General features: G+C 33.5%; 23 protein-coding genes. 2 read left to right on the top strand and 21 right to left on the bottom strand.

Annotated elements, in window-relative coordinates:
• Positions 1 to 14: 14 nt before the first annotated feature.
• The 4 genes from C7J89_RS09335 to C7J89_RS09350 form a co-directional block, all read right to left on the bottom strand.
• Positions 15 to 638, bottom strand: a complete 624-nt coding sequence (locus C7J89_RS09335) for a poly-gamma-glutamate hydrolase family protein (RefSeq protein ID WP_103294811.1) — start codon at positions 636 to 638, stop codon at positions 15 to 17.
• A gap of 89 nt (positions 639 to 727) precedes the next feature.
• Positions 728 to 1,594: a 2-oxoacid:ferredoxin oxidoreductase subunit beta gene (locus C7J89_RS09340; protein WP_103294810.1), complete on the bottom strand. Its 867-nt coding sequence runs from the start codon at positions 1,592 to 1,594 to the stop codon at positions 728 to 730.
• The gene (locus tag C7J89_RS09345; RefSeq protein WP_103294809.1) at positions 1,595 to 3,355 is read right to left on the bottom strand and encodes a 2-oxoacid:acceptor oxidoreductase subunit alpha; all 1,761 of its coding nucleotides are present in this window, start codon (positions 3,353 to 3,355) and stop codon (positions 1,595 to 1,597) included.
• A 111-nt stretch (positions 3,356 to 3,466) separates the two neighbouring features.
• Entirely contained in the window at positions 3,467 to 4,258 is a 792-nt protein-coding gene (locus tag C7J89_RS09350; protein ID WP_103294808.1) for a TIGR00282 family metallophosphoesterase, read from the bottom strand.
• A gap of 180 nt (positions 4,259 to 4,438) precedes the next feature.
• Here C7J89_RS09350 and C7J89_RS09355 point away from each other — a divergent pair, with 180 nt between their 5' ends.
• Positions 4,439 to 4,654 carry a hypothetical protein gene (locus C7J89_RS09355; protein ID WP_061854805.1) on the top strand — a complete coding sequence of 72 codons (216 nt, stop codon included), beginning with the start codon at positions 4,439 to 4,441 and terminating at the stop codon, positions 4,652 to 4,654.
• Between the two features lie 56 nt (positions 4,655 to 4,710).
• Here C7J89_RS09355 and rny read toward each other — a convergent pair whose 3' ends face one another.
• From rny to rbfA, 17 genes are all read right to left on the bottom strand, one after another.
• Positions 4,711 to 6,270: a ribonuclease Y gene (gene rny / locus C7J89_RS09360; RefSeq protein WP_061854806.1), complete on the bottom strand. Its 1,560-nt coding sequence runs from the start codon at positions 6,268 to 6,270 to the stop codon at positions 4,711 to 4,713.
• Between the two features lie 429 nt (positions 6,271 to 6,699).
• Complete coding sequence (gene recA, locus C7J89_RS09365) at positions 6,700 to 7,752, bottom strand: recombinase RecA (RefSeq protein ID WP_061854807.1); 1,053 nt, start codon at positions 7,750 to 7,752, stop codon at positions 6,700 to 6,702.
• Between the two features lie 167 nt (positions 7,753 to 7,919).
• On the bottom strand, positions 7,920 to 9,065 hold the full coding sequence (locus C7J89_RS09370; RefSeq protein ID WP_103294807.1) for a CinA family nicotinamide mononucleotide deamidase-related protein: 1,146 nt from the start codon (positions 9,063 to 9,065) through the stop codon (positions 7,920 to 7,922).
• Between the two features lie 209 nt (positions 9,066 to 9,274).
• Entirely contained in the window at positions 9,275 to 9,853 is a 579-nt protein-coding gene (gene pgsA, locus C7J89_RS09375; protein WP_061854809.1) for a CDP-diacylglycerol--glycerol-3-phosphate 3-phosphatidyltransferase, read from the bottom strand.
• Positions 9,854 to 9,895: 42 nt separating this feature from the next.
• On the bottom strand, positions 9,896 to 10,291 hold the full coding sequence (locus C7J89_RS09380) for a helix-turn-helix domain-containing protein (RefSeq protein WP_061854810.1): 396 nt from the start codon (positions 10,289 to 10,291) through the stop codon (positions 9,896 to 9,898).
• Positions 10,292 to 10,324: 33 nt separating this feature from the next.
• On the bottom strand, positions 10,325 to 11,161 hold the full coding sequence (locus C7J89_RS09385; RefSeq protein ID WP_103294806.1) for a DUF3388 domain-containing protein: 837 nt from the start codon (positions 11,159 to 11,161) through the stop codon (positions 10,325 to 10,327).
• A gap of 145 nt (positions 11,162 to 11,306) precedes the next feature.
• A complete protein-coding gene (gene ymfI / locus C7J89_RS09390) occupies positions 11,307 to 12,011 on the bottom strand; it encodes an elongation factor P 5-aminopentanone reductase (protein WP_103294805.1) in 705 nt (234 codons plus the stop codon).
• A 1-nt stretch (position 12,012) separates the two neighbouring features.
• Positions 12,013 to 13,299: an EF-P 5-aminopentanol modification-associated protein YfmH gene (gene yfmH / locus C7J89_RS09395; protein WP_103294804.1), complete on the bottom strand. Its 1,287-nt coding sequence runs from the start codon at positions 13,297 to 13,299 to the stop codon at positions 12,013 to 12,015.
• A complete protein-coding gene (yfmF, locus tag C7J89_RS09400) occupies positions 13,299 to 14,567 on the bottom strand; it encodes an EF-P 5-aminopentanol modification-associated protein YfmF (RefSeq protein ID WP_233432429.1) in 1,269 nt (422 codons plus the stop codon). Before yfmF ends, yfmH begins: the two co-directional genes overlap by 1 nt.
• A gap of 26 nt (positions 14,568 to 14,593) precedes the next feature.
• Entirely contained in the window at positions 14,594 to 15,307 is a 714-nt protein-coding gene (locus C7J89_RS09405) for a GntR family transcriptional regulator (protein ID WP_103294803.1), read from the bottom strand.
• A 2-nt stretch (positions 15,308 to 15,309) separates the two neighbouring features.
• Positions 15,310 to 17,727 (bottom strand): DNA translocase FtsK, encoded by a 2,418-nt coding sequence (locus C7J89_RS09410; protein WP_103294802.1) that lies wholly within the window; start codon positions 17,725 to 17,727, stop codon positions 15,310 to 15,312.
• Between the two features lie 220 nt (positions 17,728 to 17,947).
• Positions 17,948 to 19,621 (bottom strand): ribonuclease J2, encoded by a 1,674-nt coding sequence (gene rnjB / locus C7J89_RS09415; protein WP_103294801.1) that lies wholly within the window; start codon positions 19,619 to 19,621, stop codon positions 17,948 to 17,950.
• A 226-nt stretch (positions 19,622 to 19,847) separates the two neighbouring features.
• Positions 19,848 to 21,947, bottom strand: coding sequence for a polyribonucleotide nucleotidyltransferase (pnp, locus tag C7J89_RS09425; RefSeq protein WP_103296155.1), 2,100 nt, complete (start codon positions 21,945 to 21,947; stop codon positions 19,848 to 19,850).
• Positions 21,948 to 22,259: 312 nt separating this feature from the next.
• Complete coding sequence (gene rpsO, locus C7J89_RS09430; protein ID WP_061854819.1) at positions 22,260 to 22,529, bottom strand: 30S ribosomal protein S15; 270 nt, start codon at positions 22,527 to 22,529, stop codon at positions 22,260 to 22,262.
• 108 nt (positions 22,530 to 22,637) lie between these two features.
• Positions 22,638 to 23,609, bottom strand: coding sequence for a bifunctional riboflavin kinase/FAD synthetase (locus tag C7J89_RS09435; RefSeq protein WP_103296156.1), 972 nt, complete (start codon positions 23,607 to 23,609; stop codon positions 22,638 to 22,640).
• A 12-nt stretch (positions 23,610 to 23,621) separates the two neighbouring features.
• The gene (gene truB, locus C7J89_RS09440) at positions 23,622 to 24,539 is read right to left on the bottom strand and encodes a tRNA pseudouridine(55) synthase TruB (protein WP_103296157.1); all 918 of its coding nucleotides are present in this window, start codon (positions 24,537 to 24,539) and stop codon (positions 23,622 to 23,624) included.
• An 84-nt stretch (positions 24,540 to 24,623) separates the two neighbouring features.
• A complete protein-coding gene (gene rbfA, locus C7J89_RS09445) occupies positions 24,624 to 24,971 on the bottom strand; it encodes a 30S ribosome-binding factor RbfA (protein ID WP_048794052.1) in 348 nt (115 codons plus the stop codon).
• Positions 24,972 to 25,393: 422 nt separating this feature from the next.
• On the opposite strand from rbfA, the gene C7J89_RS09450 reads away from it, so the two are divergent.
• A complete protein-coding gene (locus C7J89_RS09450; protein ID WP_061854822.1) occupies positions 25,394 to 26,260 on the top strand; it encodes a hypothetical protein in 867 nt (288 codons plus the stop codon).
• The last annotated feature ends 51 nt before the right edge of the window (positions 26,261 to 26,311 follow it).

Raw genomic sequence — 26,311 nt, forward strand, 5'->3', positions numbered from 1 at the left:
AAGATTAATATAAATTATTTTAATTGCCCTAATATTTCAGCACATGTATTGGCTAATTCATGCATGCGTGGAGACCAATTTGTTTCATCTTCTCTATCGTATAAATTAAATTTATTATTTTTAAATAGTTTTTTACGTAGTGCAACGGTAATTTCCAATTGTACTCCTTGTGAAGTCGTACTTTGATTAACAAAATTATCTTTATGTATACCTGACATATGGTGAGGTGCAGGTGCCACTGTTATGCCTATATTAGTAAACGCTTGTGCTAGTTTTGCTTTTAATTCTTTATCTCGCCCACCGATATATATAACTTCTTTTGTCCCATTACAACCATGTATTGAAAGTACATGCTTTTTTCGAGGTACCATTTGTAATAATTGTGGTTCATCAAAATGTCTTGAAGTTACATGCAATTCATTATTTTTATTTCTTTTACACCCTTTAAAAGTATAAAATGAAAAATCACCTTTACGCGCTATGAGTTGAGCGAGTTCAGATGTACCACGTTCAATTGCGCCTCCATGAACGGCAGTAATGAGGTTTGGGCTCGAATTATCGATGAGTTCAATGCAAAAATCTTCATTTTCTTGATTGTACTGAAAAAGTTGGGTCATTGACTGATACTTGTCTACCATGGTTCATCTCCCTCCGGGTTTTATTCCACATAGTAAAACCTAGAACGTTTTATTGACAAAACTCGCTCTAGGTTTACTTACATAGTTAATTATACAAATTGTCCAATTAATTCATTAAATTGGTTTTCATCAATCTTAATATCTTTTTTAGCTAAAGGTGTATCGTCTAGTTCTGCGATTTGAGATTCATATGAAGGCGTTTCTGTATCTTGGTATACAATACCTTTTAATAATGACTCATAAGCTAAAACATTTTGCATTGCTTTTTGCTTGTCTGTAACATCATAATCTTCGATATCATCGATGCTAGTCAAGTTCTCTTTAAACCAATCATAAGTGTTTACTTTATTGTAAGTTACACATGGAGAGAATACATTCACAAATGAAAAGCCGTCATGATTAATCGCATCTTCTATCATTTTAGTTAAGCCCTTGATATCGCTAGAAAATCCTTGTGCTACAAATTTTGCACCAGAAGAAATAGCAATTTCTAATGGGGCTACATTTTGTTCGATATTTCCTTTAGGCGTTGACTTCGTTATAAAACCTGGCGCTGATGAAGGTGAAGTTTGTCCTTTAGTTAAACCATATATTTGGTTATCCATGACAATATAAGTCATATTCATATTTCTGCGTAAAGCATGGATCGTATGGCCCATACCGATAGCATAGCCATCACCGTCACCACCAGAAGCAATAACTGTTAAGTCTTTATTTGCCATCTTCACGCCTTGCGCTAATGGTAATGAACGACCATGTATACCATGTACACCATATGCATTAATATAACCAGACAATCGTCCAGAACAACCTATGCCTGTGATAATCGCAACTTCTTCTGGTTCCAGTCCTACATTTGCTGCAGCTTTTTGAATCGCGGCTTGTACTGAAAAATCACCACAACCTGGACACCAGTTGGGCTTCACATTATTTCTAAAATCTTTAAATGTTGCCACTTAAACCAGCTCCTTAATTTCTTTAGCTATTGCTAAACCTTTTTCTTCAATTTCATGAGGCAAGAACGGCGTACCGTCATATTTCGTTTGATTTACTAATTTATCGCCTAAATTTACATTCATTTTTATTATATTTGCAAGTTGACCTTGATAGTTGTGCTCAGCGACAACTACTTTTGATGCTTTATCAACTGCTTCTTGAATAATTTTATTCGGGAATGGATGTAATTGTCTGATCTGTATGTGATTAACTTTGATGTCTTGTTTTTCCAGACGTTCCTTTCCTTCCTGAATAGCACCTTTAGTTGAAATAAAGCCTATATATAAAATATCCGCTTCAGAATGTGCTTCGTCTATTTCAACTGGCTCATTAATCAATAAGTGTTGTGTTTTACGCATACGTTTTTCCATTTGTTGTTGTCGATTGTCTGCCGCTTCACTCGTTTTACCTTCTTCGTTATGTTCAACACCTGTAACGTGATGTATACCACCTTTTAATCCTGGTATTGGTCTAGGAGATACACCGCTTTCTGTTAAAGCATAGCGTTTGAAGTAAGCTTTATCATCTTCATCTCTCTCAATGTCACTTTGTAGTAATTCACCACGATTAATTTCTATCTTATTGTAATCTAATTGTTTCACCGTTTGTTTACCTAATGATAATTGTAAATCACTTAGTACGATTACTGGACATTGATAAGTTTCAGCTAAGTTAAATGCTTCCATCGTTAAATAAAAAGCATCTTCTGCATCTGTCGGTGCTACTACAATTTTAGGAATATCTCCGTGTGTCCCGTAAATCATTTGCATTAAATCTGATTGCTCTTGTTTAGTAGGTAAACCTGTAGATGGACCACCACGTTGCGTATTAATTACGACGAATGGTGTTTCAGTCATACCAGACAGACCAATTGCTTCCATCATTAAGGACAAACCTGGCCCAGCACTTGCTGTAAATGAACGTACACCAGCATAGTTAGAACCAATTGCCATATTAGCAGCAGCAATTTCATCCTCAGTTTGCACAACTGTACCTCCAACTTTAGGCAAGTTCTCTATCATATACTCCATTATTTCTGATGCTGGAGTAATAGGATATGCAGCCATAAATCTTGAACCTGCAGATAATGCGCCTAAACCAATCGCATCATTTCCAATCATATATAAATGTGGATTTTCGTTAGTATTGTCTAATTCGAAGTCACCAGTAACTGTTTCTAATTGTTCTTGCATCAAACGATAACCTTCATTTAATGCTTGTATATTCATTTCTACAACTTTATCGCCTTTCTTTTCAAACATATTCGTGATTAAAGTTTCAAAAGTTGCAGTATCTAAATTCATAAGTGAACAAGTAGCACCCACTGCTACCATATTTTTCATTAATGCAGTGCCCAAGTCTTTGGCAGTTGCAGTAAAAGGTAAATCTATTAATTGTGCTTTGCAATCTTCAGGCTTTTCAGGTTTCGCCTTACTGTCTGCAAGAATAACGCTATCTTCTCGCATTTCGTGATGGTTCACTTCGATAGTTTCTTGGTCAAAAGCTATCAAAATATCTAAATCATCGCTTATCGCATGGACAGGCGTTGTTGATACTCTAATTTTATTGTTTGTATGTCCACCTTTTATACGACTAGAAAAATGTCTATAGCCATATAGATAGTAGCCTTTGCGGTTCATCGCCGTAGCAAAGATTTCTCCAGTTGATTCAATGCCTTCACCTTGTTGGCCGCCCACTTTCCATGATACTTGTGATTTCATATCAACTTGCCTCCTAGTGGTAAAATAGTTCATCTTTAATAATACCAAATAAAACCACCCTATTACTATGTATAGCGCGGTTAAAATTTATTTTCATACTAATGGACGATACTAATTAAACGGATGATCGTCATTAATTAACACACGTTCAATATGTTTAGTCTGTCCGTTTTTATCTAAATCAATAATGACTCCAGACAGTACACTTCTACCTTCTTCTGGAAGTACATGTCTTTGCGGTAGACTCGTAATAAATCTATTGATTACTTCGTCTCTATTAATACCTAAAATGCCATCGTAGTATCCAGTCATACCAACATCAGTAATATAACCAGTGCCATTTGGTAATATTCTTTCATCTGCAGTTTGAATATGAGTATGTGTCCCGACCACCGCACTTACACGACCATCTAAATACCAACCCATTGCATTTTTTTCCGATGTTGTTTCCGCATGAAAGTCCACGAAAATATAGTCCGTTTCTTTTTTCGCTTCTTCAATCAATATATCTGCTTTTTTAAATGGGTCATCTATGTCTTGCATAAAAGCACGACCTTGCAAATTAATGATTGCTAGTTTAATGTCATTTATCTGAATAAAACGCATACCAACACCTGGCGCTTCATCTGGAAAGTTTGCAGGTCTGACCATTCTTTTGGCATCGTCTATAAAGTCATAAATTTGGCGCTGACCATAAGTATGATTGCCCATAGTCATAAAATCGACGCCTTCTCTTAATAATTGCTTATAAATCTTCTCTGTTAAGCCTTTGCCGTGTGCGGCATTTTCAGCATTAACTATCGTGACCGTTGGACGATAATGTTGTTTCAACTTAGTTAAATAAGTACTAATCGCCTCTCTGCCAATTTTGCCAACCAAGTCACCTATAAATAATATTCTCACTGCGAGTCATCCTTTCTCAGTGCTAGTTTAATGCATATTTCGACTTTAGGAAAGTATAATGTAAAAATTTATGTTAGATATTTGTTAGATATTTGCTAGATATTTTGTTTTAAGTTGTGTTCACGTGGTAATTGAAATATTGTAAGCTTAAAATAATTTATTAGGAGATGTAAATAATTCATGTCAATTAATATTGATCCCGAAAATTTTGCAAACTTAGTAGTTTCAGCAAATCCTTCTAAGAGTGATGATGCTGAGGAAGTAGCTAAAGAAAGCTTAGAACTTTATATTAACGCTTATCGTTTAGCGGAACGTTATTCTAATATTTCAACAAATTCTTATGATACAGCTGAAATTATTCAAGAAGTGAAGAAAACTGATTTAGAACTCACATAATTTTATTATTTTAATAATGAATGTATATAAAAAAGGTTGCCATATTGGCAACCTTTTTATTTTGCATATTCAACTGCCCTAGTCTCACGAACAACAGTCACTTTAATATGGCCAGGGTATTGAAGTTCATCTTCAATTTGACTTTTTATGTCCCTTGCTAAGCGATGTGATTTTAAGTCGTCTATAGCATCCGGTGATACAATTACTCGAATTTCTCTACCAGCTTGTATTGCAAATGCTTTATCTACACCATCGTAACTTTCTGATAAAGTTTCTAAACGCTCTAGTCTTCTGATATAGTTTTCTAAAGTTTCTTTACGAGCGCCAGGTCTAGCTGCTGATAATGCGTCTGCAGCTGCTACTAAAATAGATATTATAGATGTAGGTTCTACATCACCATGGTGTGAATGAATAGCGTTAATTACTGTTTCATTTTCATTGTATTTTTTCGCTAATTCCACACCAATTTCAACATGGCTGCCTTCAACTTCATGATCAATTGCTTTACCAACATCGTGAAGTAGTCCCGCACGTTTAGCTAATGATACATCCTCACCTAATTCAGCAGCAAGCATGCCACTTAAATATGCCACTTCAATAGAATGTTTAAGCACATTTTGGCCATAGCTTGTACGATATTGTAAACGACCTAGTATTTTTACTAAATCTGGATGCATATTATGCACATTTATTTCAAATGTAGCTTGTTCCCCTGCATCTCTTATAATATCGTCTACTTCTTTTCGAGCTTTATCTACCATATCTTCAATCCGTCCAGGATGGATTCTTCCATCTGAAACAAGATTTACTAATGCTGTTCTAGCAATTTCACGTCTGATTGGGTCAAATCCTGATAGAATTACCGCTTCAGGCGTATCGTCTATGATTAAGTCGATACCAGTAAGCGTTTCAAGAGTTCTAATATTTCTACCCTCTCTACCAATAATTCGACCTTTCATTTCATCGTTAGGTAAATTAACAACTGATACTGTTGATTCTGACGTATGTTCCGCCGCCAATCTTTGTACAGTAGTTGCTAATAACTCTTTTGCATTTTTATCGACTTTTTCTTTTGCTTCTTTCTCTTTTTCCTTAACAAGTATTGCAATATCTTGTGACAGTTCTTCCTCAACTCTTTGAAGTTGCTCGTTAGCTGCTTCTTCTTGACTGAGACCAGAGATGCGTTCTAATTCTTGTTCATGTTTATTTATTAATGATTGAACACTACTCTCTTTTGCATCTACTTGTTGTTGTCTTTCTTCAAGTTTAGATTCTTTTTGCTCTAAAATTTCATCTTTTTTATCAAGCAAATCAGATTTACGTTCCAAATTTTCTTCTTTTTGAAGTAGGCGAGATTCTTGCCTTTGAAGTTCTCCTCGTCTTTCACGAAGTTCATTTTCAACTTGCTCTTTTAAGATTTGGTTTTCTTCTTTTGCTTCAAGTAGTTTTTCTTTTTTTACATTATCTGCTTCTTTATTCGCCTGATCGATGATATCTTCAGCAGTTTGTCTTGCTTGGATTTGTTTTTGTTGCAACAAATTTCGGGCAATAAAATACCCTACAACAACGCCCAGAATAATTCCTAGCAAAATGAGTAGGAGGCCTAATAAATTCACATAAACACCCCCCTTTTTCTAGGATTTGCGCTTTATATAAAAATAAATATGATTTTATTGAACTATATAATAATCATACAATGTAATTGTACGTTTAAAAACTAAGAAGTGTCAAGGTATCAACCTACAATAATATAATTTCATTTTAAATAGCGTTTTAATAGTATTTAAAAATATCTTAATTACTTTTTATTATAACTAATAAATGAATCATTTATGCTATTAAATAATAATTAAACGTTGCTATAATGCACTTTTCGAAGGTTGCTCATTTATAATTTATCTTAGCTGTATCTATTTATATTCAATCAATAAACTCACCTTATTATCTCAAAAATTTTACGACTTTAATATTCGCACATTAAGCAAAAAAGAGAAGTTTTATCTTCAAGCGATAAAACTTCTCTTTTAATGAAATGCTATATTATATTATTCTTCATCAAATAATGAATCTGGAACGTTATCTTCACTTTCTGATTCTTCAACATCACCATCAAATATACCTAATTTTTCACGTAATTTTTGGTTAATGTCTTTTTTGATTTCAGGGTTTTCTTTAAGGAACATCTTAACATTTTCCTTACCTTGACCCATACGTTCTCCATTGTAAGAATACCAAGCACCTGATTTATCTACGATTTCGTGCTCAACACCTAAATCAATTAATTCGCCTTCTTTAGATATACCTTTACCATACATAATATCTACTTCGGCAACTCTAAATGGTGGTGCAACTTTGTTTTTAACTACTTTAATTTTTGTTCTGTTACCGACAATTTCTTGTCCTTGTTTTAATTGTTCTGCACGGCGAACTTCTAATCTTACAGAACTATAGAATTTAAGCGCACGGCCACCAGGTGTTGTTTCAGGGTTACCGAACATAACGCCGACTTTTTCTCTGATTTGGTTAATAAATACTGCTGTTGTATTTGATTTAGAAATCGCACCTGATAATTTACGTAATGCTTGAGACATTAGACGTGCTTGTAAACCAACGTGTGTATCTCCCATTTCACCTTCAATTTCGGCTTTCGGTGTTAATGCTGCAACAGAGTCGACTACTACGATATCCACTGCGCCACTTCGCACGAAGGCTTCTGCGATTTCAAGACCTTGTTCACCATGGTCAGGTTGAGATAAATATAAATTATCTATATCTACGCCTAAAGCTTCTGCATAAACTGGATCTAGCGCATGTTCAGCATCGATAAATGCTGCAATACCGCCTTTTCTTTGCACTTCTGCAATGGCGTGTAGCGCAACAGTAGTTTTACCAGAACTTTCTGGTCCATAAATTTCAACAATTCTACCTTTAGGGTATCCGCCTACTCCTAGTGCGTTATCTAATGTTACTGAGCCACTTGAAACACTTGAAACTCTGCGCCCTTTATTATCGCCCAATTTCATAACTGAACCTTTACCAAATGATTTTTCCATATTTTTTATTACTGTATCTAAAGCTTTTTGACGATCGTTATCCAATGATGAACCTCCTAAATGAGTTTAATCTCTATTAATTATCTTAATCACATCATACATGGATTATGATAATTTATCAAGCATTTTGCGAATATTTGTTCGCTATTAAATTGTTAAAACTTCATATAATCGAACATGCGTACCTATAATTTAAAAATTACGCCATGCCATCAGTGTTTAATAAAATTTAGTAATCTTATAAGCGCATAATTTGGTGTTCTAGATTTAATTAGGTTTCTAGATTGTGCAATGTTGAATGATTGTACGTGTAATTTATCTTCTGACAATATTCCTAAATAAACTTTACTATCGTCATATAATAATGCAATTCCCATTTCTGTTTCAAATAAATCTTTCACAATCGTTGCGCCGACTGCTAACTGATTATTGATACCATTGCTCTTTGTTATAAACTTATCAGAATGAGGTAACATGCCTTTCAATTTATTTGCATCATTGTAATCTTGCAATCTACTATATAGCTTGCCATCGGTTACACCATCATATATTGCAAACGAATGACCTACTTTTTGCATAACGGCTTGTTCAAGTTTAATATCATCTGAACCATAATAATAGTCACCGATTCGTGTTAAAATTTCTTGCTTAATAGGCGCAATTAAATCATGGCATTCACGCGTAGTTTGTCCATTAGCAGTTAAACGTATATTAACCTCATGTGTCCCAGCCAATGGCGCAATTGTTGGATTACTTTGATCGTCGATTAAATCCATTAGCTCCGTTTCTACGCGAGATTCTCCAATACCAGCAAATCTAAGTAGTTCTGAAAAGATAACTTGTTCTCCATCTAGCAAATGAGGTAATAGTTCATTTTTAGCCATTGGTTGCATTTCTTTTGGTGGACCTGGCAGTAAGGCGATACGTTTGCCATCAGTTTCCACTAACATTCCTGGTGCCATGCCGACCTTATTTTCTAATACTTTTGAACCTTCAATAACTAATGCTTGTTGTTTATTATTAGGCGTCATAACTTGATCTTGTTGTTTAAAATAATCCTCGATATACGTTAATGCTTGGTCATCTGTAACTAAAGAACGACCAAGTATGTTAGCTACTGTATGTTTAGTTAAGTCATCTTTAGTAGGTCCTAATCCCCCGGTTAGAATTACGGTGTCGTTATTATTTAAAGCATTCGTCACTACACGTTCTAGTCGTTCAGGATTGTCACCTACCACAGCATGTTCTAACACACTGTGACCGATACCGTTTAATAGTTTTGATAGGTATTGTCCATTAGTGTTGGCAATTTGACCTAATAATAACTCTGAGCCAACTGCTATAATTGAAACTTTCACAATTCATTACCTCCTTCAATATGTATACAATGTACGTATTAACTATACCCTCTATTATAAAACTAAATTTCTTTAAAAATCTAAGAATAGTAATTGGGAAAATTAAACGCTACGTATGATTAAAATAATTATTTTACCTACTGACTTTTTGTACAATTTAAAAAAAGGCAGAAACCAAATTGATTTCTGCCATAGTTCATAACAATATATTATTTTGCTTTAAATACATCTCTGCCTTTATAGAAATATTCAACACCAGAAAGAATAGTAAAGAATACGCCAATATAAAGGAGTACTTGGCCTAATGGGAAACCTATCCATGTCGCTAATGGGTCACCCAATAGAATCCAAATTAACGCTACCATAGTAACTGCAGTTTTAATTTTACCAAGTTGACCTGCAGCACTTACGAAACCTTGTTCGATTTGTAATAAACGCAGTCCTGTAACTGCAAATTCTCTAGCGATAATAATTATTGCAACGACAGAATTAGTTAAGTCTATTTGTACCAATGCAATAAGTGCAGCAGATACTAATAATTTGTCCGCTAATGGATCTAAGAATTTACCCATATTCGTAACTAATTGCCATTTTCTAGCTAAATAGCCATCGGCAAAATCACTTAATGAAGCTACTATAAATATTATGCCACTTATAATTAACTCGATTCTTACATTATAACCACCGATAAACGACACTGTTCCAAAACCAAAATTTGCCAATGCAAAAATTAAAAATACTGGAATTAGTATAACCCTAAAAACCGTTATCCAATTCGGTATGTTCATATAAAATCCTCTTTTCTATTTATATCTTAACTCGTTGACTTCTTATAATATGATTACCGCTAAAATCCATAGCACGATAGTAATAAGAATAACGGCACTAATAACGACTGCCAATTGCAGTGGTTCTTTATCTTTTCTTCTATATGACGGCGCTTCACCATTAGAAAAAGCATGAATTGCTTCATTGATGTCACTATTTCTTCTATTCGGAATTTCGTCTCTATGAGAATCAATCAGCTGCTCCGAGTCAATATTAACTGCCTTAGCATATTTAATAATGAAACCTTCAGCATAATCAGCTTTTTTTAAGCCGTTAAAATCATTGTTTTCAATTAACTTTAACGTTTCACGTTTAATATGTGTTTTACCTTCTAATTCATTTAGCGTCATGCCCAAACGTTCACGGCGCCCTTTCAATGTCTGACCAATAGTATTCACGGCAAGATTACTCCTTACTTCACTACAATTTTATTAAAAGAAACCAAAACCATCACCGAAGTCACCAAATCCATTTTCGCCAAAATCTAAATTATTTTTTCTTTTGACAGTATTTTTCTTCATTTCTTCATAATGAATTTCTTGGTTTTTATTTTCTCTTAACTCAATTATATAATCAAAATCATTCATTTCGTAATCACTTGTTTCGACAAATAAATCTGGATGTTCAACGACTTTAATCGCTGGTAAATTCATAACTTCTTTCACTAACTCTTGGTGTTTAGAATCTGATTCTCTAGCGGTAACGGCACCATCAATAATGTAAACATGGTCAGAATCATATTCTCCTTTAATCAATGAACTACGCACAGTCTGTTTAATAAGTGTAGAACTAATAAACAACCATCTTTTGTGCGCACATACACTACCAGCAACGATTGATTCTGTTTTACCAACGCGAGGCATACCTCTAATACCTATCAATTTATGTCCGTTTTCTTTAAACAATTCCGCCATAAAATCTACTAACAAACCTAAATCTTCGCGTTCAAAACGAAATGTCTTTTTATCATCGGCATCTTGCTCTATGTAACGTCCATGTCTTACGGCTAGTCGGTCACGTAATTCAGGTTTTCTTAACTTCGTAATAGAAATATCGTCGATTTCGCTTACGATGCCTTCAAAACGGCTAACTTTTTCTAAGTTGTCCGATTTAATAAGTAAACCACGTCGTGCTTGTTCAACACCATTAATGGTAACAATACTAATACCCATCATGCCTAAAAGACTTGAAATATCACCTAATAAACCTGCGCGGTTCATAGTAATTTCATATTCTAAATACCATTCTTTTTTTGTAGTAACTGTCATATTTAACACCCCTTAGTTTTCGAGCAGTGACAAGTTTAAACAATGATACAAACGGACGTATATATGTTTGTTATCGTTTGCATTTAATTATATGGTCATTATAACACTGAATATTAATTTCGTGGAACAAATTATCGGCTTACTTTTATAAATACCAACCACCGTTAACTTTTTGAACGGTACCTGTAACACTTTTAGCAAAAGGATGGCAAAGATATGCACAAGTATGCGCAATTTCTTCCGGTTCAATTAAGCGTTGTTGTGGTAGCTCATCAAGGATATGTTGCAATTCCTCATCACTCCACACCTCAGACATACGCCCTCGTACAATACCTGGAGTAATTGCATTAACCGTAACAGTCGTTAATGCTAATTCTTGACTCATCGCTTTAACAAAACCAATTTGTGCGCTTTTCATTGCCGAATACACTGATTCTAAACTAGCGCCAGTTTCACCCCATATAGATGAAATCACGATAATTCTACCATTATCACTGCGACGTAGTTGATCTACAAAATATTTAGACAATCTTATAAATTCACGTACATGAAGACGATAAGCGTCATCAATTTGTTCATCCTGCATATCTTGAATTTGTCCATAAAGCGCATTGCCACCTGAATATATTAAGCAATCTAAATTATGTATAAAACCAAAAACTTTATTATAATCAGATGTTGCTAATAAATCGCATTGTACAAATTGCACCGCACGATTTTCAAATTGATTGGTTAAGTCAGTTAAATTTGCCGAATTATACTGCACGATAACTTCATAACCTTCATCTAATAAGCGTGTAACGATCGCTTTTCCTATCGAACCAGAACCGCCTATAACCAAGGCTTTCATATTATTTCATCTCCAAACGGCTATCAACCATTTGTTCTAAATTTAAACATTGTTTAGCAGTGTCATTAACACTTTCTAGCGTAATATTTTCTACTATTTCTAACATATCGAATAGGCTTACCCCTTCAAAATGTAATTTAGTATACTGATTGGCAATATATTCTGGTGAGTTTAATCCTGAAATAAATTCTCCAATAAATTGTTTTTTCAACAATTCAAAAGCTTCATTATCTGTTAATTTACCTTGAGATTTTTCTAATTCTGCTAATAATAATTGTTTTAGTTCATCTGGCTTTTGAGTCGCACTTGAAATGATTGAAAAGCTATACGTTGGTTCTAATATAAATTGATAACCAAATGTATCGTCTATCAATTCACTATTAAGTAACGATTGGTAAAAATCTGTTTCCTCACCAAATACAAGTTCAAAAAACAATGTCATTTCTAAATCTTTGCGTACATATTGATCGGCAGAAGCATTTACTAATGGTTTATTTTTAAAACCGAGCATTAATCTTGGTGATTGCAATTTCATTTTTTCTGACACAAATTGTTGATTAACTTCTTCTTTTTCAATTAATGGATCGCGTTGTATTTCAGGTTGTGCTACTTTATCTCTTTTATCTTCATGTTCAGTTACGATATTTAAAATTTGTACTGGGTCGACATCGCCCACCACGAACAACACCATATTAGATGGATGATAAAAAGTTTCATAACATAAATATAAATCATCTTTAGTTATCTCATATATACTGTCGACACTACCGGCAATATCTACTTTAATTGGATGAGTGTCATACATCGCTCTTAATGTGTTAAACATGATTTTATAACCAGGTTGTTCTTGGTACATTTTAATCTCTTCGGCAATAATACCTTTTTCTTTGTCTACAGTTTCTTTCGTAAAGTATGGCGTTTCGACCATCGTGAGTAAACGCTTAATATTCGTTTCAATTTGGTCTGTAGCACTAAATAAATAACTCGTACGGTCGAAACTTGTAAACGCGTTGACTTGCGCATTATCTTCTGCAAATGCTGTAAATAAGTCATCTTCTTCATTTTCAAATAACTTATGTTCTAAAAAGTGAGCAACACCATCTGGAACTGTTATGTATGAATCTTGATTATGAGGTTTAAACTTACTATCTAATGAGCCAAATTGCGTTGTATATGTAACAAATGTCTTTTGAAAGCCTCGTTTAGGAATAATAAAAACGTCTAAACCATTGTCTAATGTTTCTTTGTACACATATTCGTCTATTTGTTGGTAATATTGTTCCTCCATTATGCTTCTCCTCCCTTAGTCAAAATATATATAGTATCTAAGACAGTTGCTTGGGCTAAAGCGATAATTTGGTCGCGAGAAACATTCATTATACCTTCTATATATGTAGACTCTGTCATATCTGACTCGAGTAGCAAGTTATTATTTAAACGTTCTATAATACTTTTAGGTCTATCTTCCGCTTCTCGTCGTTGTGAAATAATCACTTTTTTAGCTAAATCTATTTTTTCATCAGTAAAGTCACCTTGTTGGAACTTTTCAAATTCTTCAATTATCGTCGTTTGAGCAGTCTCGTATTTATCAGAGGCTACTCCACTCAACACAAACATATAGCCATTTTTACTATCAATTTGTGAATGTATTGAATAAGCTAAACTTTGTTTTTCGCGTACTTCATTAAACAATACTGATGATGGGTCTCCACCGAACATCATGTTTAATACGACAAAGGTAAAATAATCTTTTTCTCCAAATTTGCTTGGGAATTTAAAACCCATATTTAATTTCGCTTGATCAATTTCATCATATTCAACTACAACATGCGGTAATTGATTTTTAGGTTTTACTTGAACGTCATTGAATGATTCAAATTTAAATGGCTTTAATTTGAAGTATTTATTTATATTTGAATTAACTTCAGTTTCATCGACATTGCCCACTACGTATACTGCGCAATAGTCATTTTCAATCATAGATTGATATGTATTATATAAAGATTCGTTCGTGATATGTGCTATTTTTTCTACTTGCCCTGTAGAAAGTTGGCTATATGATTGGTCACCAAACATATGTTGAAGCAAATTTAGAAAAGCGAGTTGTGATTTATTATCTTCAACTGCTTCTAATTTTTTAGTTAATAAAGACTTTTCTTGTGCTAATAACGTTTCGTCAAATAAGCCATCCTTAATTAATGGATGCCAAATCATTTCTTTTAATAGTTCGATACCTTGTTCAAATAAAGGCGTAGTATCTTTTAAATATTTCTCGTTAACTAACTCTAAAGATATAGTAATGACATGCTTATCTTTAAATTTAGAAACATAACTATTTACATATGCACCATAAAGTTCAGATAACTTTCTATTAAAAGCTTTATCTGTAGGATACTTTTCGGTAGCCCTCATAAGTATTTTACTAAGTAACGACCTAGAAGTGATCGTCTCATCATCTAATGGAGCCATAAACTTCAATGTAATCATCGTCGTTTTAAACTTAGTTGTCGGTAACACACTTACATGAAAATTATCTTGTGGTTTTATATTTTCCAATAATTTTCCCCACTTTCATTTTTAGTTTATACTCTATTTCTTACCGTTTTAAATTTAACTAAACTACTTTTAAAGTAATTAAATGAATAAAATACAGGTTTATCATTTTGATCATAATGAACTAACTTTAACAACATTAAACCTTCATGAGGCGAAGCATTCAATAAATCAGAGATATGCGGTTCATAACTTATCGCTTCTATTTCAGTTTCAGCATAGCAAATTTCTTTATTAGAATTTTGTTCAATCGCATTTAAAATGGATTGTCGATTTTCTTGATATTGGAAACAGGTTAAATCATCATTCGGAATTTTATCCAAACAATAAACGACAGGAAATTGATCTGCTGTACGTATACGCTCAATAATCGTTACGAGTGTTTTATCTTCAATTTCTAACGTATAAGCATCTAATGAAGTAGCTGGTTTTTCATCTAAACTTATAAATTCAGTACCCGCATTATAACCTTGCTCTTCAATCATTTTACTTATACTAACTAATTCCCCTAAAGGGTAAAGGAAAGGATGTAGTGGTTTAACACTAACACCTTCCTCTAAATTATTAGTTAAAATTTGTTCTGTTATCAATTCATCTACGCCATCGTAGACATCATCTGTTTTAACTTTTAGGTCTCTAGCAATGCTTAAATAACTTGGCAGTTTATCACCATTATTTAATTTACCGGCCTTAATTTGGTTTAAAATCCATTCTTTAACTTTATACACTGAAGTTAATTCCATATTTACACCTCATCGCTATTTAAATCAACTAATATTTGTCTTGGTTTGCTTCCTTTTTGTGGCCCGATTACCTGATTACTTTCTAAATCATCCATCAATCTTGAAGCTCTATTATAACCTATTCTGAACTGACGTTGTAATAATGACGTACTTGCTTTTTGTTGATCTATGACAAATAAGTAAGCTTCATCATAAAGCGGATCTTCACTCTTCATTTCAGATTTCTCTACAGGTTCATCCGGTTCCATCTCTTTAACGTAGTTTGCTTTTTGTTGATCTACAACGTAATTAACGACATCTTGTACTTCTTGTTCGCTTAAAAATGCGCCTTGTACACGCGTACGTATTGAACCTCCATTAGCAACATACAACATATCACCTTTACCGAGAAGTTTATCCGCGCCACCGCTATCAATGATTGTTCTTGAATCGGTTTGTGAACTAACGGCAAACGCTATTCTTGATGGAATGTTATTTTTGATGATACCAGTAATAACATCTACCGAAGGACGTTGTGTAGCGATAATTAAATGTATACCTGCTGCACGTGCCATTTGTGTTATACGTTGAATGGCATTTTCGACATCTTTACCAGCAACCATCATCAAGTCGGCTAATTCATCAACGATAGTGACTATATATGGTAGTTCTGCTTGTTTTTCATCAAGTTCTTCATTTTGACGACGAATATATTGGTTGTAACCTTCTATATTTTTAGTAGAAGAATGTTGGAACAAGTCATAGCGTCTTTCCATTTCAGCAACAACTTTTTCTAATGCTTGTGCTGCTTTATGCGGGTTGGTAACTACAGGTGTTAACAAATGTGGTATGCCGTTATAGACATTTAATTCCACCATTTTCGGGTCGATTAACATTAATTTCACTTCGTGCGGTTTAGCATTTAATAAAATACTCGTAATAATGCCATTAATGCAAACGGATTTACCACTACCAGTAGAACCAGCCACTAATAAGTGAGGCATTTTGTTTAGTTCGACTGTAATAGGATCGCCAGAAATATCTCTACCTAAGCCAACTTCTAGTTTGTTTTCAGCAGGGAATTTTTCGTCTAAGACTTCTTTTAGCGCTACAAGTGAAATTTTATCATTTGGCACTTCAATACCTACCGCTGAACGCCCAGGTATTGGAGCTTCAATTCTGATATCTTTCGCTGCTAATGCTAATGCTAAGTCATTATTTAAGTTCACAATTTTACTTACTTTGACACCTTGTGCCGGTTGTATTTCATATTGTGTAACTGCAGGACCTATCTTAATTTGAGTTACTCTGGCATCAACACCAAAATTTTTCAGTGTAGTTTCCAGTAAACGTCCTTTTTTCTGTACTTCAGTCTTAGAAGTAGATTGTTGTTTCGCAGGTTGCTTAAGTAAACTCAATGGCGGTATCTTATAAGCTACGTTTTCTACTTCTCCTGCATCAGAAATTGAGCCAGAATTATCATAATCAGTATTTGCTTCAGTTTCTTGAGCGTCTTCAGTGTTTGTATCGCGCATTCTATCTTTACGTGAAGGACTAGTAGTAGCTGATAATGCAGGATTATTGTTATCAGACTCATTGTCGTTTTCTTGTAATTTTTGTTGAGCTTTAGTTTCTGAATCATTATGCCCATAAATAGGAATCGCTGATTGTGGTGTTTGTTGTTCGCTCTCAGTTACTTCTGGTAAATCACTCACATCTTTTATATTACTCGCTTCGGCTTCTTGTTCTGCTTTTTTCTCTGCTTTCACTCTTGCTCTAGCTTCTTTTTTAACTTTGTTTTGCTGTCTTTTCTCACTCAATTTGTAAGAAGCAGATTCACTTTTTACTTTAGCGTTATCAAAAAAACTTTTAGCTACATCTCTATGACGATGTTTTAATATCAACACAATACTAGAAATAATTAATAAAATTGTTGCTATAATCACACCAACTATTGATATAAGTGGCGTTAAAATTTCTAGTAAATAGTATCCTAGTAAACCACCGCCAAAATTTGGGAAGTGTGAATGTTCGTAAGATCTATAGACAAATGACAGTACTGGCTCTCTTTTAGATTGGCTTGTATGAGCAAAATGAAATACGATTTGTGTTAATAATAATAAAGTCAATTGTAATACTATCGCGCCAACCGTTCTTCTAGTCTTGGGTATCCCTTTATAAAATGTTATAAATATTGTTGCTACTAATATTAATATATACGTTAAATATCTACTCATGCCAAATAAATAGTTGAAAAAACTATCTAACATGACACCAACAATGCCTAATTGAAAAACAGCTAATACCGTTAAGATTATAACAATTATCGCAAAAATATATTTTAAGGCGTTATCACCTTGTTTGTTTTTACGACTTGCCGTTTTCTTTTTAGTATTAGTAGGTTTTTTCTTAGCAGTTGTTCTTTTTTTCGTTTGTGGCAAAATTCACACCTTCTTTTACTAAATCTATGTATAAGTGCTGTTTAAATTTAACGTGTCACATTGCATTAAAATTGTTTTATTCTAATAATTTTTAAGTAATGCTAACGGAATTTAAACTACACTTCTATTTTATAAATCGCTATTAATGACACAAAGAGGTAGAAACTTTGCGCTATATGATTAAAGCTCAAGTCTCAACCTCTTCAACTATGTGTTAATATTAGATTTCCGAAATCACTGGAATGATCATTGGACGACGTTTTGTACTTTCAAATAACAGCTTACTAATTTGGTCGCGCATATTTTGTTTGATTTCAGACCATTCGATTCTTTTTTCCATGAGTCCTTGTTCTACAATTTCGCGCACTTTTTCTTCAGCTTCATTTAATAGTTCTTCACTTTCACGCACATATACAAATCCACGTGACTGTATCTCAGGACCAGCAGCAATGCGTCTGTTTTTAGGATCCAATGTCACTACTGCAATAAATATGCCATCTTCTGCTAACAAATGACGATCTCTTAAGACGATATTACCGACATCACCAACACCAATACCATCAATTAACACATTACCTGAATTTACTTTTTCATTTAAAATCATTTCTTCGCCGTCATAATTAACAACGTCACCTTTTTCTACTAAAAAGATTTTCTCAGGTTGAACGCCTGCTTCGTTTGCTAATTTGGCATGCGCAATTTGCATTTTAAATTCGCCGTTAACAGGTATGAAGTACTCTGGCTTCATAATGTTAATCATCATTTTTAATTCTTCCATACAACCATGGCTTGATGCATGGATTTTTTTATTATTTGGTAAGACGTCTGCACCAGCTCTCACAAGTTCATTTAACGTATCGCCGATAATAACTTCCATATTGGCAGATGCTGTAATAGCTAAAAATACTGAATCGCCTTCTTCAATATTCATAATTTTGTGTTTTTGTTGTGCCATTTGGCTCAACGCTTCAATTGGTTCACCTTGCATACCAGTCGCAATAATAATAACTTCGTTTTTAGGATAGTTTTCAACTTCATTTATTGGAATGAGTAAGTCTTTTGGTATATCAAAATAACCCATTTTACGTGCAATACTAAAAGAACTTTCAAGAGATCTACCTAAAAATGATACTTTTCTATTTAACTTGCTAGCGACATTCAATACTTGTTGAATGCGGATAAAGTTAGAGGCATAACATGAAACGATTAAACGACCTTTGACTTTAGTAAACGCATCGTACATATGCGATTCTATAACATTTTCAGGCGTATTGTAGCCGGGTTTTTCTGCCTCTGTAGAATCACTAATTAGTGCGAAAACGCCTTCGGCACCAATTTCAGTCATATGTTTTAAATCGGGTGCATAATGACCTTGTAAACTTTGATCGAATTTAAATTCGCCAGTATAAACGATTGAACCATATGAAGTATGGATACACACGCCTAAACTATCTGGAATACTGTGCGCTGTACTAAAGAATGTTACATTAACACCTTTAAAACGCATAACAGATTCATTATTAACTGTATAATATCTAACTTTTTTATCTATATTACGTGATCTCATGTTTTCTTTAACTAAAGCAATCGTTAGTTTTGAACCGTATACTGGCGCATCAACTTGTTCTAACACATAAGTTACCGCACCAATTGCATGCTCATGTCCATGTGACAAGAAGATTCCTTTTAGTTTATGTTTGTTTTCTATAACATATTGAATATCTGGTATAACGATGTCGACACCTAGCATTTCATCCTCAGGGAACATTAAACCAGCATCTAACATAAACATTTCATCGTCTACTTCAACGATATACATATTTTTCGCAATTTCTCCGACTCCACCAAGGGGGATTATGCGAATATTTTTATTTTTTTTCTTAATTAAACTCAAAATTGTACCTCCTAATTTTAATCCCCGACCATATATAATCTCATACTATATTATAAGTTATCTTAGGCTCTATGTACACTATTAAAGTAATTTCCATATCATTCAATTTTTGTATGTAATTTAACTTAATAAATAAAATGAAACTAGTTTAGTCATTTACACACTCCCTTAAAACTATAGTGTGAAATGATTGTTTAAACTAGTTTCATAAATTAATGATATTTAATTATTTACTTTCTAACACTTTGTGAGATGCATTCACACGACCTTGTTTGTCGATTTCAGTTACTTTAACTTTAAGTGTATCACCAATTGCAAGTACGTCTTCTACTTTGTTAATACGTTCGTTAGCAATTTGTGAAATGTGAACTAATGCATCTTTACCGGGGAACAATTCAACAAATGCACCGTATTTTTCGATACGTTTTACTTTAGCATCATAAGTTTGACCGACTTCCGCTTCACGCGTAATGTCTTCAATAATTGATTTAGCTTTGTTAATTGCATCTTGATCTATTGCACCAATAAATATCGTACCATCTTGTTCGATATCTAATTTCACGCCAGTTTCATCGATGATTTCATTGATTTTTTTACCGCCAGGTCCAATAACGTCTCTAATCTTGTCTGGTTTAATGTTCATTGTAACAACTTTAGGTGCATAAGCACTTAGGTCGCTTCTAGGTACATCAATTGTTTCAAGCATATGATTTAAGATAGCCATTCTACCTTCACGTGCTTGTTCTAATGCTTCTTGGATAATTTCTTTAGTTAGACCATCGATTTTGATGTCCATTTGAATAGCTGTAATGCCTTCTGAAGTACCGGCAACTTTAAAGTCCATATCTCCTAAAGCATCTTCCATACCTTGAATATCAGTTAAAATTGTATAACTATCATCTCTAGTTACTAAGCCCATAGCGATACCAGCTACTGGCGCTTTAATAGGTACACCAGCGTCCATCAATGCTAATGTAGAACCACAGATTGATGCTTGTGATGATGAACCATTTGATTCAAGGACTTCACTTACGATTCTAACTGTGTAAGGGAAATCTTTAATATCAGGAATAATTTGTTGTAACGCACGTTCACCTAACGCACCATGTCCGATTTCTCTTCGTCCTGGAGAACGTACCGGTCCTGTTTCACCAACAGAGAAGTTAGGGAAATTATAGTGATGCATAAAGCGTTTTTCTTCTTCAGCACCTAAACCATCAATAATTTGATATTCGCTTAGTGAACCTAACGTGACTACAGATAACGCTTGTGTTTGTCCACGTGTGAATAAACCTGAACCATGCGTTCTAGGTAATAAACCAACTTCAGAATCTAACGGTCTGATTTCATCAGTTTTACGACCATCTGGTCTGATTTTTTCTTCAGCGATTAATCTTCTTACTTCACCTTTAACTAAGTCATTTAATATACCTTTAATTTCTTTAAGTAAAGTTTCATTGTCAGGATCTTCTTCATCGACAAATTGTTCAATTACGGCATCTTTTAAGGCATCTAAATTATCGTCACGTTGTTGTTTATCAAAAGTTAACACAGCTTTTTTCAAACCTTGTTCTTCCGTTAAACGCGTTACTTTGTCTACTAATTGTTCATCTTGTTCTATCGGTGTGAATTCTTGTTTTTCAGGTTGCAAATGATCAATAATTTGTTGTTGGAAGTCGACTAGACGTTGGATTTCCTCGTGTCCGAAAAAGATTGCTTCTAGCATTTCTTGTTCAGTAATTTCACTTGCGCCAGCTTCTACCATATTTACAGCATCACGATGACCAGCAACTTCTAAATCTAATCTAGAAACTTCTCGTTGTTCTACTGTTGGATTAATTACAAATTGTCCGTCTACAAGTCCAACGTTAACACCTGCAATTGGTCCTTGGAACGGTATATCAGAAACACTTAATGCAACTGATGAACCAATCATAGCTGCCATTTCAGGTGAACAATCTGGATCGGCACTAAGCACAGTATTCATAATTTGAACATCATGTTTATAACCTTTTGGGAACAATGGACGAATTGGTCTATCAATAAGTCGTGCTGTTAAAGTAGCATCATCGCTAGGACGGCCTTCACGTTTTTTAAAACCACCTGGGATTTTACCTGCTGCGTACATTTTTTCTTCAAAGTTAACCATTAAAGGGAAGAAATCCACATCACGTGGTTCTTTTGAAGCAACAGCAGTAGAAAGTACTACCGTGTCTCCATAACGTACAAGCGCAGCACCATTAGCTTGCTTAGCTAATTGTCCTGTCTCGATTGTTAATGAACGGTTTGCCCATTCAGTTTTAAAAACTTTTTTCTCTTGAGACATTATAAATCTCCTCTCCTATATCTAATAATCCTATCATATCATTTATTTAAGTAATTTTATATTAGTATATTTAAGTATTATCAACCTATTTCTTATCGAACAACTACTATAATATACTAATTTTTGAGTTATAAAAAAAGAGCAGGATAGAAATCCAATCTATACTAGATTTCGTCGTCCCACACCATAGTAAAAATGACTAATATTGAAAGTGATTTATGTTGAATACACACAATATAGACGAAAATTACCGATAAAACATTTCAGGCCGAGACAAAGTTGTGTCCCGGCCTGAATATAAACGTCTAAAGATTAACGACGGATACCTAATGATTTAATTAATTCACGGTAACGTTGGATATCTTTACCACGTAAATAGTTAAGTAAGTGTCTACGACGACCTACCATTTTTAATAAACCACGACGTGAATGGTGGTCTTTTTTGTGTGTACGTAAGTGAGTGTTTAATGCAGTGATTTCTGCAGTTAATACAGCTACTTGAACTTCTGGTGAACCAGTGTCTGCTTCATGCGTACGATATTCTTTAATAAGTTCGTTTTTGCGTTCTTGTGAAATTGCCATAATCAATTTCCTCCTATTTAATTAAAAAGTATCCTTTATCCGAGCAAAGCGTCGGAGACTCAACTTGCCAAGGTAAAGGTGTTAAAATGTAAATTTTATACATTCGACTTAGATATTATATGATACATCATCGCCAAAATCAACCGATAATAAATATTTAGCCTGTTCTTTATCTTTATGCATTTGTTCAACTAACGGATCGATACCATCAAATTTAACTTCTGGGCGTAAAAAGTGATGCCAATAAACAACTACGCGCTCACCGTAGATATCTTCTTTAAAATCAAATAAATTCACTTCAATTACGACCTGCGCTTGTGAAGGATCGTGGAATGTAGGTTTAACGCCTACATTAGCAACGCCTCTGTAAATTTTTTCTTCAGCACCAATCTTCATACTAACAGCATAAACGCCTTTTTTAGGCAGCACATAATCGCCACTTGGTTGCACATTGGCAGTTGGAAAACCGATTGTTCTACCTCTTTTTTCTCCTTGTACAACTGTACCTTTAATTTGGTAGCGATAACCTAATTCTTCATTTGCTTTAGTTAAATCGCCCTCTTTTAAAGCACGTCTAATTTCTGTCGTTGAAATTTTTTCTGATTCAATTTCTAATTTACTCACTATAGTCGTTTCACATTCATCTAATTCGCTTAGTGTCATCATATTACCTTTACCAAATTTACCAAAAGTAAAGTCAAAACCAGCTATTATTTTCACCACATTATTTTTTAATATGTAGTCTTTCACAAAGTCTTCTGAACTAACATCGGCAAATTTCGAAGAAAAATTGATTACAATACAGTAATCAATGCCATATTGCTCGATTATATCCAATTTATCTTCGATAGGCGTTAAATAGTCTGTTCTTTTACGTTCAGGGTTTAAGACAACTGAAGGATGTGGGTCAAATGTCATAACCGCTTTTTTTAAATTACTTTCTTCAGCTTTTTGAATTAAAGTATCAAATACTTTAGCATGCCCTTTATGCATGCCGTCAAAAAATCCAAAAGCCATAGCTACAGGCTCTTTAATGAATTGATCTTCTTGAATTGGATGTGTAACTTCTATAACTTTCATACAAATACTCCTTTAGTTAAAAACCCGCTTAGGCTTAATTTCATCAGTTTTAGTTGAATGAGGTTCATATATCGCTAATACTTTTTCCGTACGTGCATCTAACATTACTATTTTACCAGAAATTGGTTCATTAAAATCATTAATAGCGAACTTTTGTCCGTTTAATATTTTGTTCTTCATGTCGTCTTCATCAATTTTGATAGAAGGCAAACCTTTCAATCCATATTCTATAGCAAATAATTTTTCCTGTAATGCTTCTTGCTCATGTAATTGTGAGATTTCTTCTAAAGATAAACTTTCATCGATATTAAATCCACCACTACTTGTACGCGTTAATTTAGACATATGTGCCGGCAAGTCTAGCGCTTTACCAATGTCTGTCGCTAACGTTCTTATGTAAGTGCCTTTACCACATTTAACAATTAAATCGAATTGACAATGACCATTTTCATAAACCAAATCACTATTTCTTTCAATTTGGTAAATATTAACTTGTCTTACTGGTCGTTCAACTGTTTCGTTGTTTCTTGCATATTCATATAGCTTTTTACCTTTTACTTTTACAGAAGAATACATCGGTGGTATTTGTGTGATTGTACCTTGAAAAGTTGCTATTACTTCATCTATTTCAGCACTATTTAATGTATTATTGTCTACCTGTTTCGACTCTAAAATATCACCCGTTTGATCTTCTGTGGTCGTGCTTGAACCTAAAGATACTGTAGCATGGTAGGTTTTCCCCATATCCATTATGTAGTCACTAACTTTAGTTGCTGGCCCAATACAAATAGGTAATACGCCATCAACTTCCGGGTCTAATGTGCCAGTATGTCCTATTTTTTTAGTTCCTAATATTTTTCTTAATTTAAACACGACGTCGTGACTCGTCATGCCTCTATCTTTATATACTGGTAAGATGCCATTATACATATTTGAAAACATCCTTTTCTCATATTGTCTAAGCGATAAAAAGCTGGAACTTAAACCATCAATGATTTACGCTCCAGCTTCTCTTTAATCCTTTTTATGCAAGTCTTGAATCATACGTTCAATCTTATTACCATAATCGATTGATTCATCGTACTCAAAGTTTAATTCTGGTACGATACGTAATCTCATACGTGAAGCTAATTCAGTTTTAATAAAACCTTTAGCTTTCTCTAATCCTTTAAACGTATCATCAATTTGTTTTTGTTCACCTAAAACAGTTAAATAAACTTTAGCAATTGAAAGATCGTTTGTAAGTTCAACATCTGTTATTGTTAAAAATCCAATTCTTGGATCTTTTACTTTATTATTTACAATATCCATGATTTCCTGTTTCATTTGTTCGCCTACGCGTTCTGCTCTCATGTTCATCATTTTCACCTCACGATTGTTTATGAGCTAACTTACTTACAAATTATATGATAGTTCGATTATTATCGTCAAACCTTTCATCACAATCTTTATTAATTTTAAAATACATGTCTAGCGCTATTTATTGAAATTTTTTTAAATAACTTTTACAAATTAACCTTACAGTTACGCACTATTAAAATGCCTAACTGTTAAAAATTGTAATAATGTTACAAATACAATTAGTTGTTTCATATAAATTATGCCTAACTGTACATTTTATCTACTTAACTGTATATTTTTTTATCTTCCCAATTCGTCTTTTACTTAATTCTTTTGAGTTTCAAATTAATTATACTTAATTAATACTACGGGCAATATAAATATGGTAATATAAATAATTAGAGTGTAAAAATTTCATTTATGCTGTAATTAGGAGGTATTATTTGAATAAACCTGAAAGGCTTTTGTACATATATACGCGTTTATTAAATGGTAAACATTTAAAGAAGTCCACTTTAGCACAAGCATTAAACATTAACTTACGATCTGTTCAAAGGGACTTTAGTGATATTAACAATTTCTTATATGAAGATGAAGAATGGCGAGGACTTAATGCTAAAATTGTTTATGACAATATTTTAGAAACACACAGTTTACAAACATTTCCAATGAAAATCCGACAACAAATGTTAATTACTTTGTTGTATCAAATTAAAGGAACTTTGCCTGTTGTACATGAAGATATTTATAAATTTATAGAACAATATTCATTTTCCAGTACGAACCATAAAATATTGGTACATAATTTATTGAGAAAATTCCATATCAAAGAAAAGGATTATAATTATAGTTCATTTATTCAAGTTGCACGTTGTATAGATGCCAAATACAATATGACAATTACAACACAATCAGGGACTAACCTATATGTGAGTCCAATTAATATTCATGTCATTGATGATGAATTTTGGATGACCTATGTCAAAGATAATTTAATAGATGCAATTAAATTTGAAGATATAGCTCAACTTAATGAAACTTCTATCAACTATACATTTGCGGATATGACGATTAAAAATATGATTACGCTATCAATTAGTGTAAGTTTTTGGCAATATGTTTCTACAGAATATAATGTTATCTCATCCTATGAAAAAGACGATAAAATAATTGCTCAAATATTAATGTCTAAAGTTGAGTGTTTTGCACTAATTAAAAAATATTATAAACATATTAAATTAATAGCTCCAGATTCCTATAGAAATGAATTGATAAATCAATTAAAAACCATTATTGATCATTATTTATAATAATAAGAGGCAGAACTGATCATCGTTTCAGCTCCACCTCTTCTATAATTG

This window comes from Staphylococcus kloosii (assembly GCF_003019255.1).
GTDB classification, from domain to species: Bacteria; Bacillota; Bacilli; order Staphylococcales; family Staphylococcaceae; genus Staphylococcus; species Staphylococcus kloosii.